The organism is Kribbella solani (genome assembly GCF_014205295.1).
Lineage (GTDB): Bacteria > Actinomycetota > Actinomycetes > Propionibacteriales > Kribbellaceae > Kribbella > Kribbella solani.
Genome location: NZ_JACHNF010000001.1, coordinates 571,620 through 588,964 on the forward strand (window position 1 = coordinate 571,620; position 17,345 = coordinate 588,964).

General features: G+C 68.4%; 10 protein-coding genes. 5 read left to right on the forward strand and 5 right to left on the reverse strand.

All coding sequences use genetic code 11. From position 1 onward, the window contains the following. Position 1: 1 nt before the first annotated feature. Positions 2-958, forward strand: a complete 957-nt coding sequence (locus HDA44_RS02675; protein ID WP_184831014.1) for a LysR substrate-binding domain-containing protein — start codon at positions 2-4, stop codon at positions 956-958. A 410-nt stretch (positions 959-1,368) separates the two neighbouring features. Continuing rightward, positions 1,369-2,733 (forward strand): FAD-binding oxidoreductase, encoded by a 1,365-nt coding sequence (locus HDA44_RS02680; RefSeq protein WP_184831016.1) that lies wholly within the window; start codon positions 1,369-1,371, stop codon positions 2,731-2,733. A 46-nt stretch (positions 2,734-2,779) separates the two neighbouring features. Here HDA44_RS02680 and HDA44_RS02685 read toward each other — a convergent pair whose 3' ends face one another. Next, the gene (locus HDA44_RS02685) at positions 2,780-3,319 is read right to left on the reverse strand and encodes a dihydrofolate reductase family protein (protein WP_184831018.1); all 540 of its coding nucleotides are present in this window, start codon (positions 3,317-3,319) and stop codon (positions 2,780-2,782) included. A gap of 30 nt (positions 3,320-3,349) precedes the next feature. Next, positions 3,350-3,916 carry an NADPH-dependent FMN reductase gene (locus tag HDA44_RS02690; RefSeq protein ID WP_184831019.1) on the reverse strand — a complete coding sequence of 189 codons (567 nt, stop codon included), beginning with the start codon at positions 3,914-3,916 and terminating at the stop codon, positions 3,350-3,352. 91 nt (positions 3,917-4,007) lie between these two features. On the opposite strand from HDA44_RS02690, the gene HDA44_RS02695 reads away from it, so the two are divergent. Together HDA44_RS02695 and HDA44_RS02700 are read left to right on the forward strand one after the other, a co-directional pair. Continuing rightward, entirely contained in the window at positions 4,008-7,007 is a 3,000-nt protein-coding gene (locus HDA44_RS02695) for an AfsR/SARP family transcriptional regulator (RefSeq protein WP_184831021.1), read from the forward strand. 137 nt (positions 7,008-7,144) lie between these two features. Further along, entirely contained in the window at positions 7,145-8,653 is a 1,509-nt protein-coding gene (locus HDA44_RS02700; RefSeq protein ID WP_184831023.1) for an LLM class flavin-dependent oxidoreductase, read from the forward strand. Positions 8,654-8,700: 47 nt separating this feature from the next. Here HDA44_RS02700 and HDA44_RS02705 read toward each other — a convergent pair whose 3' ends face one another. Further along, a complete protein-coding gene (locus tag HDA44_RS02705; protein ID WP_184831025.1) occupies positions 8,701-9,327 on the reverse strand; it encodes a DUF6308 family protein in 627 nt (208 codons plus the stop codon). Positions 9,328-9,685: 358 nt separating this feature from the next. Between HDA44_RS02705 and HDA44_RS02710 the strand changes: the two genes are divergently transcribed. Further along, complete coding sequence (locus tag HDA44_RS02710; RefSeq protein ID WP_337905600.1) at positions 9,686-10,417, forward strand: LysE family transporter; 732 nt, start codon at positions 9,686-9,688, stop codon at positions 10,415-10,417. Positions 10,418-10,450: 33 nt separating this feature from the next. On the opposite strand, the gene HDA44_RS02715 is transcribed toward HDA44_RS02710, so the two are convergent. Next, a complete protein-coding gene (locus HDA44_RS02715; RefSeq protein WP_184831027.1) occupies positions 10,451-14,185 on the reverse strand; it encodes a UvrD-helicase domain-containing protein in 3,735 nt (1,244 codons plus the stop codon). Further along, positions 14,178-17,336: a PD-(D/E)XK nuclease family protein gene (locus HDA44_RS02720; RefSeq protein WP_184831028.1), complete on the reverse strand. Its 3,159-nt coding sequence runs from the start codon at positions 17,334-17,336 to the stop codon at positions 14,178-14,180. Before HDA44_RS02720 ends, HDA44_RS02715 begins: the two co-directional genes overlap by 8 nt. Positions 17,337-17,345: the final 9 nt, after the last annotated feature.

The window sequence follows — 17,345 nt, forward strand, 5'->3', positions numbered from 1 at the left end:
GGTGATTGATCTGCATCGGTTGCGGTTGCTTCGGGAAGTGCACGGGCGTGGGACCGTGCATGGCGCGGCGCGGGCGCTCGGGTACTCGCCGAGTGCGATCTCGCAGCAGTTGGCCGTTCTCGAGCGGGAGGCTGGTACGCGGCTGCTGGAACGCGTTGGCCGGAATGTGCGGCTGACGGCGGCCGGTGAGGTGCTGGTACGGCATGCGAGCGTGCTCTTGGAGGGGGTTGAGGCGGCCGAGGCGGAGCTTGCCGCGGTGGCGGCGGGGCGGGTGGCGGGGGTGGTGCGGATCGCGTCGTTCCAGTCGGCGTTCATTCGGGTGGTCGCGCCGGCGATTCGTAGGTTGGCCGGTACGCATCCGGAGATCCGGGTCGAGGCGTCGGAGCTGGAGGTCGAGCAGGCGGCGCCGGCGTTGCGGTTGCAGCAGCTGGACGTGATGGTCGGCGACGAGTACGACGGGCAGCCGCGTGCTGTTCATGCGGATCTGCGGCGGGAACAACTGCTTCGGGAACAGATTCGGATCGTGCTGCCTGCGGATCATCCGGAGGCGACGGCGGAGCGGGTGCCGCTCGTGAACCTGCGTGAGCTTGCTTGGGCCGCGTGTCAGCCGGGGACGGGGCATCGTGAGATGACCGTGCGGGTGTGCCGGGAGCTCGGTGGTTTCGAGCCGGACGTGCGGTACAGCTCGGACGACTTCCTGATCCTGCTGGAGCTGGTGCGTACGACCGGCGCCGTTGCGCTGCTGCCGGATCTCGTTATCGGTGCCGGTGGTGAACGCGCGTCCGGGGCCAAGCAGGTGCGGCACGAGCCGGGCATCGCCGTACGCCGGCCGGCCGAAGGGGAGGTCGCCAGAGGAGTGTTCCTGCTGACCCGCCGAACCCGAACCCCAGCCGTCGCCGCGGTAGCCGACGCCCTGACCGCGGCCGCCCGGCCCGCACCACCAGAGCCGACGCCTTAACCACAGTGCACTGGCCAGACCACCAGAGCCGACGCGCTTGACCGAGTGCACTGGTCAGACCATGAGATCCGACGCGCTTGACTGCGGTGCACTGGTCAGACGGCCCAGGGCCCGCGCGCTTGACCGAGTGCACTGGTCGGACCACGGGAGCGGGCCGGCTTGGCCGCGGTGCACTGGTCGGACCCCCGGGTTGATGGGCGGGTCGCTCCTCGCCGGGGATTGACGAAAGGGGGTGGGCTTGGGAAGGTCAAGGTGAACGGGCGAGTCTGGGGGGAGGGCTGGGTGCCCGTCGGGGATTCAGACGCTCTGGGGTGACGTTTTCGCGCTGCACTCGACGGCGGTCACCGGTCTGCACGGCGTGCGGCGTACGCACGGCCGGTCTGCGACAGGCGACGGTTCGGGGAGCGGACATGAGCGCGATCGAGAGCCTCCGGGAACGGGTCCGGGGTCAGGTTCTGACGGTGGGTGACGAGGGGTACGACGTGGCGCGCCACGTCAACAACGCGATGCACGACAAGCGGCCGCAGGTGATCATCCGGTGCGAGAACGCCGGTGACGTGATGGCCGGGATCGACTACGCGCGGCAGCACGAGCTGGAGCTTGCGGTCCGTGGTGGCGGGCACAGCGTGCCCGGGTTCGGCACCGTCGACGACGGTCTGGTGATCGACCTGAGCGGGATGCGGTTCGTCCGCGTCGATCCGACCACCCGGACGGCACGGGCCGGCGGCGGCGCGACCTGGGGCGACTTCAACGCGGCGACGCATGCCTTCGGGCTGGCGACGACCGGCGGGATCATTTCGACCACCGGTGTCGGTGGGCTGACGCTGGGCGGCGGGATCGGCTACCTGGCCCGCGGGCTCGGGCTGTCCTGCGACAACCTGGTCTCCGCGGACGTGGTGACCGCGGACGGGAAGTTCGTGATCGCGAGCGAGAAGGAGCACGAGGACCTGTTCTGGGCCTTGCGCGGTGGCGGCGGCAACTTCGGCGTGGCGACCGCGCTGGAATTCCGGCTGGCGCCGTTGTCGATGGTGTACGGCGGGCCGATGTTCTTCGAGTTGTCCGACGCGACCGCCGTACTCACCGGGTTCCGGGAGTTGATCAAGGACGCGCCGGAGCAACTCGGCGGTTTCCCGGCGTTCCAGATCGCGCCGCCGCTGCCGTTCATTCCGGAGAATCGGCACGGTGAACCGTTCGTGGCGATCGTCGGTTGCTGGGCCGGTGATCTGGACGCGGGCGAGGCACAGCTGTCGAAGTTCCGGGAGTTCGCGCCGGTGGTCGCGGAGATGATCGGCCCGATGCCGTACCCGGCGATCAACTGTGCGTTCGACGCGCTCGTACCGCCTGGGCTGCAGCACTACTGGAAGGCGAACTTCGTCACCGAGCTGACCGACGACGCGATCCAGGCGCATCTGCGGCACGCGCCCGGCCTGCCGGCGGTGAACTCGACCGTGCACATCTACCCGATCAGCGGCGCCTGCCACCGGGTCACCGCCGACGGCACCGCGTTCGCGTACCGGGACGCGAACTTCGCGACCGTGATCGCCGGCATGTGGCCGGATCCGGCCGACAACGAGTCGGCGATCTCGTGGGTACGGTCGTACTACGACGACATCGCGCCGCACTCCGAGGCCGGTGGCTACATCAACTTCATGGCCGGTGACGATCAGGGCCGGATCCGGGACAACTACCGGCAGAACTACGACCGGCTGGCGGAGGTCAAGCGCCGGTACGACCCGGACAACCTGTTCCACCTGAACCAGAACATCGTGCCTTAGGCAACTACCTGTGCGGCCGGTACGACGTCGTACCGGCCGCGCCAGGTCATGCCTTCGGCGCGAGCTTGTGCACGACGATGCCGGACTTGAACGTCGTCGTTCCGAGCAGCTCGAGGTGGGTCGGTTCGATGCCGGAACCCTGCAGCATGGTCTCGCCGTCGGCGAGTACCGGAAAGATCCAGAAGTGGTACTCGTCGACCAGCTTGTGCTCCAGCAGCGTCTTGGAGAACTCGCCGGTGCCGTACTTGATCAGGTCGCCGCCGTCGGACGCCTTGAGCTTCCGGACCGCCTCGGCCGCGTCGCCTTCGAGCGGCTGCGCGTTCCACTTGAACTCGGTGAGCGTACGAGTGGCGACGTACTTGGGCATCGCGTTGAACTGGTCGGCGAACGGGTCACCGGCGCGGGAAAGCCAGGCGTCGGCGAATCCCTCGTAGGTGACCCGGCCGAGTACCTGTGCCTCGACGCCCTCCATCAGGGCGGCGTTGTAGGCCATGTGCTCGTCGTCCCAGTACGGCGGGCTCCAGTTCTGCGGTGCGTCGATGGCGCCGTTCAGGGTCATGAAGGTGGACTCGATCAGCTTCCTCATGGTGCTTTCCTCTCAGGTTTTTCTACGGCTTCAAGGTCGGTACGGGCGCCGGGTGCGGGCGTCCTGTAGTGCTGCCGCCCACCAGACGAGCTGGTCGAGCATGACTTTGGCTTCCGCCTCGTACCCGGCGGACGGTTTGGGCCAGCCGCCGTCGGCGGTGAACTGCTCCCAGTAGCAGGGCAGGGTCACGGTGTTCCGGATGGTGACGGCCTGGAGCTCGGTGAAGATCTGGCGCAGCTGGGCGGTGGCCAGGCAGCCGCCGCCTTCCCGGCCGTAGCTGATGATCGCGACCGGCTTGGCGTGCCACTCCTCGTAGTACCAGTCCAGTGCGGTCTTGAGCGCTGCCGGGAAGCTGCTGTTGATCTCCGGTGTGACCACGGCGAACGCGTCCGCCGCCGCCAGCCTCGGTGCAAGTAGCTCGACGCTGCGGGGCACCTCGTCGTCGGTGTCGGGCAGGGTGGCCGGGAGGCCTGCCGTGGCCAGGTCGACCAGGTCGACGTCGAACTGCTTCGCGGCCTGGTGTGCGAGCCAGTGCGCCACTGTCGGGCCGAACCGGCCACGCCGGGTGCTGCCGATGATCACTGCCAGTCGCATCATCCGTCCTCCTTCCGTCTGGTTCACACTCTGCCGGAGTGGGTTTACGGTTTCTTTCCGGTGCTTTGCCGTGCAGCCGGAATAGGGTGCGGGCATGCGTTTCGGGGTGCTGGGACCGGTGACGGCGTGGACGGACGCGGGCACGCCGGTAGTAGTGCAGGGGCTGAAGGTACGTGCGCTGCTGGCGGACCTGCTGGTGCACGAAGGGCAGCCGGTACCGGCGGACCGGCTGATCGACGACCTGTGGGGCTCCGACCTACCCGGAAACCCGGCTGGGACGCTGTCCGCGAAGGTGTCCCAGCTACGGCGTGCTTTCGAGGATGCCGAGCCAGGTAGTCGGGCCCTGGTGCAGTCTGGTCCGGCTGGGTACTCGCTGGCTGTTTCCAGTGCTGACTGTGACGCACTGCGGTTCAGCGAGCTGGTGACTGCGGGTGCGGTGGACGCGGCGCTCGCGTTGTGGCGCGGTCCGGCGTACGCGGACTTTGCTGACTACGCGTTCGTCGAGACGGCTGTGGCGCGGCTAACTGAACTGCGGCTCGCTGCGGTGGAGCGGGCGGACCTGCCAGTGGCTGAGCTTGGTGCGCTGGTCAAAGCGCATCCGTTGCGGGAAGGCATCCGCGCTTCGTACATGAGGGCGCTTTACCGGGCTGGTCGGCAGACGGAGGCTCTGGAGAGTTTTGACGAGCTGCGGGAGATGCTGCTGGCGGAGCTCGGCCTTGATCCCGGTCCGGCGCTGGTGGAGCTTCAGCAGTCGATTCTGACGCAGGAGCTGCCACAGGCGCGTAGCAACCTTCCGGCCCAGTTGACTGAGCTGGTTGGGCGTACTGACGCTCTGACTGAGATCGACGCCTGTCTGGTGTCTTCGCGACTGGTGACGCTCACTGGTCCAGGTGGTGTCGGCAAGACCCGCCTTGCGCTTGCCGCCGGCGCACTGGCCGCGGACCGGTTTGCTGACGGGGTTGTACTGGTCGAGCTGGCCGCAGTGACTCCGGACGCGCTATCGGTGCAGGATGCACTGACTGACGCGGTGCAGGTCGCTATGGAGCTCCGGGACGCTGGCAGTGCGCCCGTGGTCGACCGGCTGGCTGCAGTCATGGGTACTCGGCTGTTGGTGCTCGACAACTGTGAGCAGGTGATCGAGGACGTCGCTGCGCTCGCGGACCGGTTGCTGGCCGCTGCTCCGGGCCTGCGCGTACTGGCAACGAGCCGCGAGCCGTTAGGCCTGGCTGGTGAGGTCGTATGGTCTGTGCCGCCGCTTGACGTGCCTGCACCGACGCTGGAACCGGAGGCGGTGAGTGAGTGCAGTGCGGTGCAGTTGTTCGTCACGCGGGCTGCTGCGGCCTCGCGTGGCTTCGCACTGACCGCCGAGACCGTGGCTGACGTTGCGGTGCTGTGCAGGCGGCTGGACGGCATTCCGTTGGCGCTGGAGCTCGCGGCGACCCGCGTACGTGCGCTGGGCGTACGCGGGCTAGTCGCGCGACTGGATGACCGCTTCCGGTTACTGGCTACCGGGCATCGGGGCGCTGCACCACGACAGCAGACTCTGCACGCGATGATCGACTGGAGTTGGGAGCTGCTGTCGGCTGAAGAGCAGACAGTGCTGCGGCGCCTCGCCGTACACGCTGATGGATGTACGGCGGAGGCCGCGGCGGCAGTATGCGGTGAGCCCGACGTACTGGATGTGCTGGTGCGGTTGGTCGACCGGTCGCTCGTCGTACCGGTGGATGGGATGCGGTACCGGCTGTTGGAGTCAGTGGCGGCGTACTGCGTGGGGAAGCTGCGCGCGGCGGATGAGCTGGAGGAGGTACGCCAGCGACACCTGCTGTACTACGTCTCGCTAGCCGAGTCAGCCGAGCTGTACGGCGCTGAGCAAGGACGTTGGTTGCAGTTGCTCGATGAAGACGCGGCCAATCTGCGTACGGCATTGGACCGCGCTATCAGCACTGGGCAAACCGAGCTGGCCGCGCGACTGGTCGATGCACTGGCCTGGTACTGGTTCCTGCGTGGTCGTCAGTTGGAGGCAATGCGTGCACTAGAGGCGGTGCCACTGGGAGCGTGGCGCGTTGGGTTCATGTACTTGCTGGGGGACAGCCGTGCAGCCGCGGAGCGCGAGCGGTGGGTGGACTCGGCCGGCGCGCGTGGACTGTGGTGGATCGCGTACGCGGCGTCCGACGCGGGCGATCTGGCGATGTGCATGACGCTGCTAGAGCGTGCGTCGAACGACTTTGACGATGACCCATGGGGTGTCGCGGCGGTGTTGCTGGCGCGGGCGAAGCATGCGCACGTACGCGCTGATCTGCCGGCGCTGTTCGCGGACGCATCCGAGAGCGCGCGCCGGTTCCGTGAGTTGGGGGACCGGTGGGGTGTGTTGCAGGCGACGAGCTGGCTCGGTGCGCACGCGGAGCTGGTCGGTGACTTCGAGGAGGCGCTGCGACTGCATCAGGAGGGTGCGCAGCTGGCCGAGCAGCTTGGACTGTGGCCGGAGGTGGCCGGCGCACTGGGCATGCTGGGGTGGACGGCGATCCGGCAGGGGCAGTACGACGTGGCACGAACGAACGGCGAACGCGCGTACCGGCTGGCGACCGAGCAAGGGCAGCGGGCAACACAAGCACTGGCCGAGCTGGTATTGGGATTCGCGGCCCGGCGTACGGGTGCACTGGACGAGGCAGACGCACGGCTGCAGGCGATGATCGACTGGTCGCGCAAACAGGATGAGCCGGCGCTGTACCTGTCGTTGGTGCTCGTGGAGCTTGGGTTCGCTCGTGAGCTGCAAGGGCGGCCTGCTGAGGCGCTGGAGCTGCACCGGGAGTCCTACCGGGTCTCAGCGGAGTTCGAGTCGCTGCGGGGGATGTGCTGGGCGCTGGAGGGCATGGCGGCGAGCCTCCCGGACAAGGCGCTGGCCGCCCGGCTGCTTGGGTGCGCCGCTGCCACGCGGGCGACCGAGAACTACCTGATGGCGGCCAGCGAGACCTTCGACGTCGACCGGGCCGAGGTGGCGGCGCTGGCCGTGCTGGGTGCCGATGCGTACGCGGCGGCGCGTGCCGACGGGGCAGCGCTCAGCCCGGACGAAGCTTTCGATCTGGCCGAGACGTGACGAAGACCTGACGAAGCCCTGCCGAAGCTCTGCCGAAGCTCTGGCACTCAGCGACCCGAGATATTCTGCAGTTGAGATTATTTGTAGGGCGAAGTAGTTTTGTGGCCAAGCTGCCTCCGAACAGGTGAAGGTGAACCATGGACTACGGCCACGAGCTGGTCTTCGGCACGTTCCTGACCCCCGCGGCCGACGCCCCGGACCGGGTGATCGCGCTCGCGCGACTGACCGAGCAGGCCGGCCTCGACCTGGTCAGTTTCCAGGATCACCCGTACCAGCCGCGGCTGATGGACGCGTGGACCCTGCTCTCCGTCGTCGCCGCGCAGACCCAACGGGTCAAGGTCAGCACCAACGTGGCCAACCTGCCGCTGCGGCACCCGGTCGTGCTCGCCCGCAGCGTCGCCACCCTCGACCGGATCACCGGCGGGCGGGTCGAGCTCGGTCTGGGCTCCGGTGGATTCCTCGACGCGGTCGCGGCGAACGGCGGACCGCGGCTGACGACCGGGCAGAGCATCACCGCGCTGGAAGAAGCGATCGCGATCATCCGCGAGGTGTGGACGCCTGGCGGCGGTGGGATTCGGCTGGCGGGCAAGCATTACGAGCTCGCGGGGGCGAAGCGCGGTCCGGAGCCGGCGCACGACGTGTCGATCTGGCTCGGTGCGTACAAGCCGCGGATGCTCGCTGTCACCGGTCGCCTGGCGGACGGGTGGCTGCCCAGCAGTGGGTACGCGGGGCCGGAGCAGTTGGCCGCGATGAACAAGATCATCGACGAGGCAGCGGTAGAGGCCGGGCGCGATCCGGCTGCTGTGCGGCGGTTGTACAACATCGGCGGTCGGTTCGACGGTTCTGGTTTCTTGCAGGGGCCGGTGGAGTCGTGGATCGATCAGCTGACCGAGTTGACGCTCGCGGAGGGCGTGAGCACGTACATCCTGGCGTCTGATGATCCGGATGACATCCGCCGGTTCGCTGACGTGGCAGCGGGCGTGCGTGAGGCAGTACAGGCGGCCCGGTCTGGTGCTGTGGTGGCTTCTGTTGCGGCTCCGGTGCCTGCTGGTGGGTTCAGTGTGGTGCCGACACCGGCACCGGTAGTGCGGCGCAGTTCCGTACAGGTGCTGGATGAGGCTTCCCGGCCGACCGGTCCGGCTGCGGAGCCTCGGACGTACACGGCGCATCAGTTGCAGTCAGGGCAGCACCTAGTCGACGTACATGACCATCTGCGGGCTGAGTTGGAGCAGGTGCGCGATCTGGTGGAGCAGGTCGCCGCGGGGACGCTGGGGGTTGGCGCGGCGCGTTCGCACATCAACACGATGACCATGCGGCAGAACAACTGGACACTTGGTACGTACTGCGAGTCGTACTGCCGGCTGGTGACTACGCACCACTCGATTGAAGATGCTTCACTCTTCCCGCATCTGCGGCGGGCGGACCCCGCGCTCGCACCGGTGGTGGATCGGCTGCAGGAGGAGCACAAGGTCATCCACGACGTACTCGAAGGTGTGGACAAGGCGCTGGTCGACCTCGTCGGTGGTTCGGGTGACCTCGCCGGGTTGCGCGCCGCGGTTGACCTGCTGGACGACACGTTGCAGTCGCACCTGTCGTACGAGGAACGCGAACTGGTCGAACCGCTGGCCCGCCTCGGCGTCTTCTGATCCGCTACTTCACCTCCGGCGGGCGCTGGGGTCGTCTACCTGGCTGCCTATTTCGCCTCGCCCAGCAGGGAGGCGAGGATGTCGAGCAGGCGGAGCGTGGGCACCTCGCCGAGCAGGCGGGCGGCGCTGGTGGCCGGCTCCGCGATCAGCCGCACCTGCAGCAGCTTGAAGTCGCGTACGTTCGCCGGGTTGACCAGGTCGTCACGGACAGCCGACAGGAATTCCGCGCCGGCCGACGCGGTTCCGTACGTCATCCGGATGAAGCTGTCGGTCACCGGGTAGAGGTACGGCCGCTTCAGGTGCAGCAGCTTCGACTTCTTCGCGTGCCCGAAGCCGCGGTGCCCGGTGAACTTGTCGTCCAGCGCCATCGCCGCGCCGAACAACTCACTGCCCGGCGCCGCGTCCTCCAGCCGCGCGTCCACCGGGATCGCGGCCAGCTCCTTCTCGGCCTCGACCTCGAGCAGCCACGGGATGTCCATCGCGCGCAGGTCCGAGCCGATCACCATCGTCCGGCCCAGGTCCTCCAGGGTGATCCGGTTCGGGTCGGAGCCACCGACGGTGGTCAACCCCGGCAACCCGTCGTAGTACTGCAGCACGGCGCCGTTCGTTTCGGCGTACAGCCGCAACTGCGCGATCGCCTCGTCGACGACGATCTTCCGGGTACCGATGTTCATGAGCCACACCCTCACACTTGTGGTGGCAGATCCGCCGGTGGGGCGGACCATACTTCGAACGTTCCTCAGTCTGTTTCCGCAGATCGTAGCGACTCCCGGGGGACCTGTACGCCAGGGTCACTGCCCGTTATCCACAACCCGTAACCATCCGCTCCCAGGCACCCCGAAGTCGATAGACTCTGAGTAATTCTTCCACCACTGAGCGCAGTGCCCGAAATTCCGTTGAGTCCACCGATGCGCCTCGCCATCATGAGCCCATGACAACGACGCGTGGACTGTACTTGCCGGGATGCGGAGCCGAAACGGCCCGCGCCCAGCAGCAGACCACTGCCCACCGGAGGTCGATCCCCATCCCCACGTGACCGCCGTCGCCGCGGCTTTGGTCGCGGGGGCCTTGGCAGGGCTTGGGGTTGCGATGCCGGTCGGCCCGGTCGGGACCTACTTGGTTGGCCTGACCGCTCGTACGTCGTGGCGGATCGGCGTGTTCGCGGCACTCGGCGTCGCGACGGCCGACGGCGCGTACGCGGCAGTAGCCGCACTAGCCGGCTCAGCGCTCTCCCCGGTACTCGCACCGCTGCTCACGCCGCTGCGTTGGGCCTCGGCATTCGTACTCATCGCGCTCGCAACCACAACCACCTTCAAGGCAGTACGTACGTATCGCGCCCACCGCCTGACCACGATCGATCAACCCCCACCACCCAGCCCCCGAACCGCCTACCTCACCTTGCTCGGAATGACGCTCCTCAACCCCTGGACAGCCATCTACTTCGCCGCGCTGATCCTGGGCAACACCACCAACCCGAGCGGACACGGCGACGGCGGCTCCGGCTCCGCTGATGGCGGCGGTGCTGGTCTTGACGGCTTTGGTGGTGTTGACGGCTCTGGTGCTGGCAGCTTCATCGGTTCCGCCGCGGGGGAGCGGGTCGCCTTCGTGCTCGCGGCGTTCGTCGCCTCGGCTGCCTGGCAACTGCTTCTGGCCGGCGGCGGCGCCATCCTCGGCCGCCTGCTCACCGGCACCCGCGGCCGTCTCGCAACGGCTGTCGCCTCAAGCACCCTGATCACCATCCTCGCCGTCCGGCTACTCCAATAGCCGCGCGGCAGGGCGGGGTGGCGGCGCGGGTGGTCAGAGGGTGTGTTCCACGGCCGTGTCCGGAGTGAGGAACAGCAGGACGGGCGGCGCGGTGTTCGGGAGGATGCCGGCGTACGCCTGGAGCTGCGGCGCGTAGTGCGCTACTCGACTGGCCAGCGCCGCCGCGGGAATGGCATCGGTCTTGTAGTCGACGATCGTCAACCGCCCGTCATCCTCGCGATAGATCAGATCCACGAATCCTTCAAGCACGGTGCCATCGGGTTGGACAGTCCCCACGTACGACTCGCGCCAATGTTCCCGCGCGGCAGCTCGCCGAACCACCTCAGACGCCAAAGCGGATCGCACCAACGCGGTCACGACCTCCGCATAGTCGAGCACCCCTTCGGCCAGGCACTGCGTCGCGACCGCGGCTTCCAACCCGGCGCCGCTGGAGAGGTCGACCACTTGAAGTACGGCGTGGACCGCGCGGCCGATCGCCGTACCGTAACGGCCCTTCGACCAAGGTGGCAGTTCGAGGTCGCGGGCAGCCTTGGCCGTACCCGGGTCGATATCGGCGAGCGTCACCTCCGGCCCCGTACCTTCCAGACCGGACGCACTCTGCGCGGACCGGGCGCGGCTCGCGGCCTGAGCAGCACTCGACCGCGCCTCCCATTCGGTACGCGAGATGGGCGGTGTGACCTCCGCGCCGGCGGATGGCTCGCGATCAGGCACCGGCGGGCTGGTGAACAGGGTCGCGTACGGCGCCTCGACTCCACCCGCCGTCGCGAGCAGCTCGGCGTTGCTCGAATGGCGCCGGTTGCCCGAACGGTGCAGTGACACCACCAGGTGATCGCGCGCGCGGGTCGCGGCGACGTACAGGAGGCGGCGGCGTTCGTAGTCGTCCATCTGCTCGTCGACCGGCTGGACCAGGTCGAAGTCCTCGGTTTGTACGGATGACTTGAGCTTCACGGCGTACCCGCCGTCCGGCGGCCACAACACCTGTACGCCGCGCTGCCGGTTCGGGGCGGCGGTCATGCCGGACAGGATCACGATCGGGAACTCGAGACCTTTCGCCGCATGGATCGTCATCACCCGGACCGCGTCGGCGTCCGTTTCCGGCAGCACCGCCTCGGCGACGCGGGACGTTTCCTCGCCCTGGTGCGCGGCCCAGGCCAGGTACGAGCGCAGGCCGCCGTGTTCTACCTCGGACCAGGCACGGGCCTGATCGACCACGAACCGGATCCGGCGCCAGGCGTCGCGGGCACGAGGGCCGATCGCGGCGACCTCGAGCATCCGGCGATCGGCGACGATCTTCGCGAGCACCTCGCTGGGGGTGAGCCAGCGGGCCGCGTAATAGGTGCGGCGCAACCACTCCATCGCGACACCGACCGGGTGGGAGACGAGCTGGTCGGGGACCGGGGCGGTCAGGGTGAAGGCGCCGCCGGAGCGTTTCCAGGTGAACAGGTCGTCGTCACCGCAGCCGAACAGGGCGGAGCGCAACGTGGTGACGAGCGCGAGTTGATCGCTCGGGTCGCCGAGCGCGCGGGCGCAGGCGAGCAGGTCGCGGACCTCGGCGGTCTGGTACACGAGCGAACTGGCTTCGGCGCGGTACGGGATGTCGGCGCGGTCGAGCGCGTCTTCCAGGAACGGGAGCGACGTACGGGCCGGGACCAGCACCGCGATATCTCCGGCGGCGGCCGGTCGCCAGGTGTCCGCCCGATCGTCGTACACCAACCAGCCGTCCCGAAGCGCTTCTTCCACCACCGCCGCAACGTCCGCCGCCTCCCGCTCCCGCAGCACAGACGCCTGAGCCCGAGGCAGATCCTCATGCGGCACACCCCCCAACACAGTCACCGCCGGCCCCACCCCCAACTCAACCGCCCCGCCCGCTTCGGTCGCGTCAGCTGGTCGTGAGCCAGACGAACCACCTGCACCGGAAGAGCTCGCCTCGTCGGGGTGCACGGCTCCCGACACCACGTCACCTCGCCGACGGAAGGGCAGCACGGTCGCAAGATCCCCGACCAACTCGTCAGCATCCGCGGAACCAGAGCCTGCCCCCACACCAGAGCCGCCCGCGGAAGTGCTGCCTGTGGGGGAGCCGCCCACGCCGGAGCCGCCCTTGGATGAGCTGCCTGTGGAAGAACCGCCCGTGGAGGCGCTGCCTGTGGGGGAGTTGCCTGTGCTTGTGTTCTGCGTTGGTGGTGCAGCTCCGGTCGGCTCGGCCGGGGTGGGATCGGCGAAGAGGGTGGGGTCGTCGAACATGGACAGCTGGTCGCCTTCGACCGGGGTTGGGTCGGGGGCGGGAGCGCTCGGGCCGGGGAGTGCCGTGCTGGTGGGCCGCGGGGTTGGCGTGCTGCCGGCGCGGGTGGGGGTTGGTGCTTGGGTGGTGGGGTTCTGGCGGTGCGGGGTCAGCGGTTGGTACGCGGGCTGGGCGGCGTCCTGGGGCTGGATCAGCGTGGTGAAGACAGCGTTGATCCAGCTCAGGATCGGTGGAACGGTGCGGAAGTTGGTAGTGAGAGCGACCGTCTCGCCGAGCAGGCTCTGCGCGGTCAGGTACGTAGCGATGTTCGCCCGGCGGAACCGGTAAATGGACTGCTTCGGATCGCCGACCACGAACAGACGCCCTTCGGGGACCTCCACCTCTTGCCAGTCAGCGGCGTCCGCCTCGGCCCCGCCGGCGATGCGTACCGCGAGCTCGATCTGGATCGGGTCAGTGTCCTGGAACTCGTCCAGCAGCAGCCGCTCGAAGCGTTCCTGCAGGTCGGCGCGAACGCCGGCGTCGCGGCGGAGCAGGTCGCGGGCCAGCACCAGCAGGTCGTGGAACTCCAGCCGGCCCTCGGCGCGGCGTAACTCGGCCGACTCCAGCACGCGTACGGCGAGCCAATGTGAAAGGTGCCGAAGGCAAGCATCGAGCAGAAGCTCGACCAGCGAACCGGCTACCTCGACCACCTCGCCGCAGTCCGCTCGGACCTTGGCGATGTCCGGCCAGTTCTCCTTGCGCCCGATCCGGCCGACCTTCAGCCCGCGCAGTATCTGCAGGATCGCGAGCTGAGTCTCCTGATCGGACGCGGCGTCCAGCTGCAGACCGAGCTCGCGGATCTGCTGCACCTTCGGCAGCAACCGATCCTCGGCATCGAGGCAGGTGTCGACCGCCGCACCGATCTGGGCGGCCGCCGCGATCAGACCGGTCAGATCCGGCATCGCGACCAGCTCGGGCGGATCGACCAGGACCCGATCGGCGATCAGGTCCCAGTCGTTGCCGAACAGCCGGGCCAGCGAACGCAGATGTTTGAGTTCGACACCGACTGCCATCGCGAGCAGCAGTGGTTCGGCGATCGTGTCGTCGTCGAGCAGTTGCTGCTGCAGCTCGGCCCAGCGTTCTTCGAACGCGACCGACGATCCGACCTCGTCAAGTACGTCGATCAGCGGCGGAAGCCCCGCCTCGATCGGGTGTGCGAGCAGGATCTGCTGGGCGAACGCATGCAGCGTACCGATCGAGGCCGAGTCGAGATCGTCGAGCGCCGCGTCGGCGAGCGGCCGATCGTCACCCCGGCGCGCTTTCTCGAACTCCACCCGCAGCCGGTCGCGCAACTCCGCGCCGGCCTTCTCGGTGAAGGTGACGGCCGCGATCGTCCGCAGCGGTACGCCGTCGCGCAGCACCAAGGTGGTGACGCGATCGACGAGCGCGTGGGTCTTACCCGAGCCGGCGCCTGCCTCGACGAACAGGGTGGCGTCGGTGTCGGACCGAATCCGCTCCCGCGCCGAACCGTCGAGCAACACGTCACTCATCTTCGACTCCAAGAGCCGGCGCGGACACACCAGCAGACACAGTGGGCTCAGGTGACGACGGCTCATGCGACGACGGCTCAGGCGAAGGCGGCTCGGGCAGAGCGGTCGGGTCGATCAGCCGGACCAGTCGCTCCAGCACCGGATCATGACGTTTGCGATCCCATCGAGCGCGTACCTCGCTGTGCCCGATCCCGTCCGGATTGCAGTACGGACACTGCACCCACAGGAAATCAGGCACTTCCGGCGCCTTCGGCGGAAAATACCCGGCCGCGATCGACGACACGATCACATCAAGGGTGTCCACGTACCGCTCCTCCACCTCAGGAGTCAACGGCACCGGAATCCGCCGCCCGCCCTTCCGCACGAACCAGTACGAAGCCTCGACCGGCGTCGACGCCTCGCCGAGCCGAGCGCGCGCCGCGTACGCGTACACCGGCAACTGCAGTTTCGTACCACCCGCCACCGGGTCGGTCTCGATCCCCTCGTACCGCGAGAAGCCGCCGGTCTTGACGTCCGTGACGTAAATCGTCCCATCCGCGCCCAGATCCACCTTGTCCGCGGAACCACGCAGTAGCACCCGGCCGGACGGCACCGGAATCTCCACCGGCGGTTCACCGTCGAACCCAAAAGTGAGCTCGCTGGCAACCACCGACGCCCGCTTCGCCGCCCGCCAAGCTTCGTCGTCGTCAAGCAACCGCATCAGATCGAACAGAATCCGGCCCCGCTCGCGCTGCCACAACCGCGGATGCCCAGTCAGCCCCTCCGCCTCGAACCGATCGGCCAGCTCCGCACCGATCACCAGCAACAACTGTCGCTGGTCAGCGGTCCACGGTTCGCCGTACCCAGGCAGCGAGCCGGCCAGTCGAGTCACGAACGCATCCAGGCTGTGGTGGATCAGATTCCCGATCTGGATCGGTGAGATGACCAGCAGATCCTCAGGCGCTTCCAACGGTTCCACCTGAAGCAGTCGCTCGACGAAGTACGCATGCGGACACGTCGCGTACGACTCCAGCGACGTCGGCGACGCGATCCGATCCTGCACCGCGTACTCAGGTAATCCCGAAACCCCTGACAGATCGCCGTCGAAGCGAGTGAACGCGTTCGAACCACGCCCGCGCAGCAACTCACGAGCCTGCACGAGCACGCTGTCGTTCACCCACAACCGCGCCGCCGCGGCGCGGGTCTGCCACTCCTGCTCCGTCGCCGGCATGGTTGCCGTCGTCAACGATCCGGCGTACGAGGCGGAGGTGTGCAGCACTTCTTCGTAGCGATCCCACTGTGTCGCGGGCAGCGCGTGATCACCCGTCAGCTCACGCAACGAGCCCAGCAACCAGCGTGTCGGCAACCGCCGCGACGACCGCCGCAGGTCACCACGCGGGAACGACGCCACCACCCGCGCGCCCGCCGAGAACGCGACCAGCAGATGTCGTTGCTTCTCGTCCAACCGATCCCGGAAAGACGCCAGCTCCGGCGCCGCCGCCTCCCGAACTCGATGCGGCAGCAGCGCGTCCTCATGCACCCGCCCCGGATACAGATCCTCCGACAGCCCGACGACGTACACGAGGTCCGCCGACAACCCGACACTCGCCGACAACGGCGCCACCAGTACGCCCGTCCCGAACGTGCCGACCCGTGGCAGCGACTGTTGCAACTCGAGATCCAGCACGTCCCGCAGTACGGCGAGGGTCGCCGGTGTCCCGAGCTCGTCCAGCGTCGACAGCCCGGTCAACGAACCCTCGACCGCTGCCGCCGCGTACTGCTCCTCGGCCGGCAATGACGAGTAGTCCCCGAGCAAATCCTGGAACAACTGCAACACACCCGACGCCAGCGAAGCCCAACTCTCCAGCAAGGCAAGGGCGTTCAAGCGGCGCCGCAGCTCCGAAGCAAACGCATGCAGGCGCTCCGCGGTGGACGCGTTGTGCTGCGCCCGCCGCACCGCCGCGGGCCGGGGATCGTCGGCCGCCTCCTCCTGATCGGCCGTCCGTCGCTCCGCCTCCGCGTACCGAGCGAGCCGCGTGTCCCAGTCGCCGCCCCGCACCACGCCGGCTGCCCGGGACATCCGCTCCCACTGCGGCACCGGGATGCGCTCGCCGGTGAAGTCACGGGTCGGTGCGTTCGCCAGCGCGCGGAAAACATCGGCCCGGGGAAGATCCTGATCGACCAGCGCGAGCACTTCGAGCAGCGTCCGCGCGATTGCCCGCTCGTGCACCGGGCGCGTACCCGGCCCGTTGACCTGGATCTTCGCCGCGCCGAGGTGCTCGTGCAGCAACCGCGCGTACGGCGAGATCGCCGAGTACAGCACCGCGATCCGATGCGCCGGCGTGTGTTCAAGGGCGGCCACCACGTCCCGTACGACGCAACGCACTTCGTCATCGGCGTCGGACGCGTTCAGGATCTCGGTCGCGACCGGGTAGTTCTTCGAGATCGACGGTGGCAGGTCGATCCCGACCCGCTCCAGCGACCGCCGGACGGCGCGATCGGCGCGGCGTACGTCCGTGAGGCCGACGATCACGGTCAGATCGGCCGCCGCGTCGCCGAGCGCGGCAACGAACGCGGCCTCGGCCTGGGTCAGCTCCTGCGGTAGATAGAGGACGAGCGCGCCGAGCTCGCGCACGACCTCCGGCGACTCCGCGATCCGGAGCGCCGCGGCGCGGAGCAGATCGGTCGCGTCATACCAGTCCGTTGCCAGCTCGCCGGTGACATGCCGATGCAGGCGCACCAGATCGGGCCCGAGCGCCGACGCGTGCGCGACCTTGCCAAGGGCCGGCTCGGTCAGGTCGCGGAGCTCACGGTGAGCGGAGCCGAGCGCCTGGATGGTGGCCGGGTGGTCGGCGACCTCCTGGAAGATGCCCGGCGCCTTCGCCAGCGCCGCCCGCCAAGTGGCGGCAACGATCGGGCGCGTGGCCGGCCGGCGCGGTGACAGCAGGCTTGCTGCCACCTGCTCGGCGAGCCGTTCGAGTGTGGCCAGGTAGAGGCCCGCGACGGACGTCCGCGCGAGGTGCCGGCGGGCGATCACACCGGCCAGGTTGTTGGGCAGCAGCAGCGTGACAGGAGTCATCGGATCGTCGGCCTTGAGCCGCGCCACGACGGCCTGCAGGCGCTCCAGGGCCGCGGCGCCGTACGCCGTGCTCTCGATCCGGGTGGTACTCACCGCAACCCC

What these genes read in the sequence shown, in the direction of transcription:
- HDA44_RS02680 (WP_184831016.1), top strand. Translation starts at nt 1,369, where the DNA reads ATGAGCGCGATCGAGAGCCTCCGGGAACGGGTCCGGGGTCAGGTTCTG.
- HDA44_RS02685 (WP_184831018.1), bottom strand. Translation starts at nt 3,319, where the DNA reads ATGAGGAAGCTGATCGAGTCCACCTTCATGACCCTGAACGGCGCCATC.
- HDA44_RS02690 (WP_184831019.1), bottom strand. Translation starts at nt 3,916, where the DNA reads ATGATGCGACTGGCAGTGATCATCGGCAGCACCCGGCGTGGCCGGTTC.
- HDA44_RS02695 (WP_184831021.1), top strand. Translation starts at nt 4,008, where the DNA reads ATGCGTTTCGGGGTGCTGGGACCGGTGACGGCGTGGACGGACGCGGGC.
- HDA44_RS02700 (WP_184831023.1), top strand. Translation starts at nt 7,145, where the DNA reads ATGGACTACGGCCACGAGCTGGTCTTCGGCACGTTCCTGACCCCCGCG.
- HDA44_RS02705 (WP_184831025.1), bottom strand. Translation starts at nt 9,327, where the DNA reads ATGAACATCGGTACCCGGAAGATCGTCGTCGACGAGGCGATCGCGCAG.
- HDA44_RS02715 (WP_184831027.1), bottom strand. Translation starts at nt 14,185, where the DNA reads ATGAGTGACGTGTTGCTCGACGGTTCGGCGCGGGAGCGGATTCGGTCC.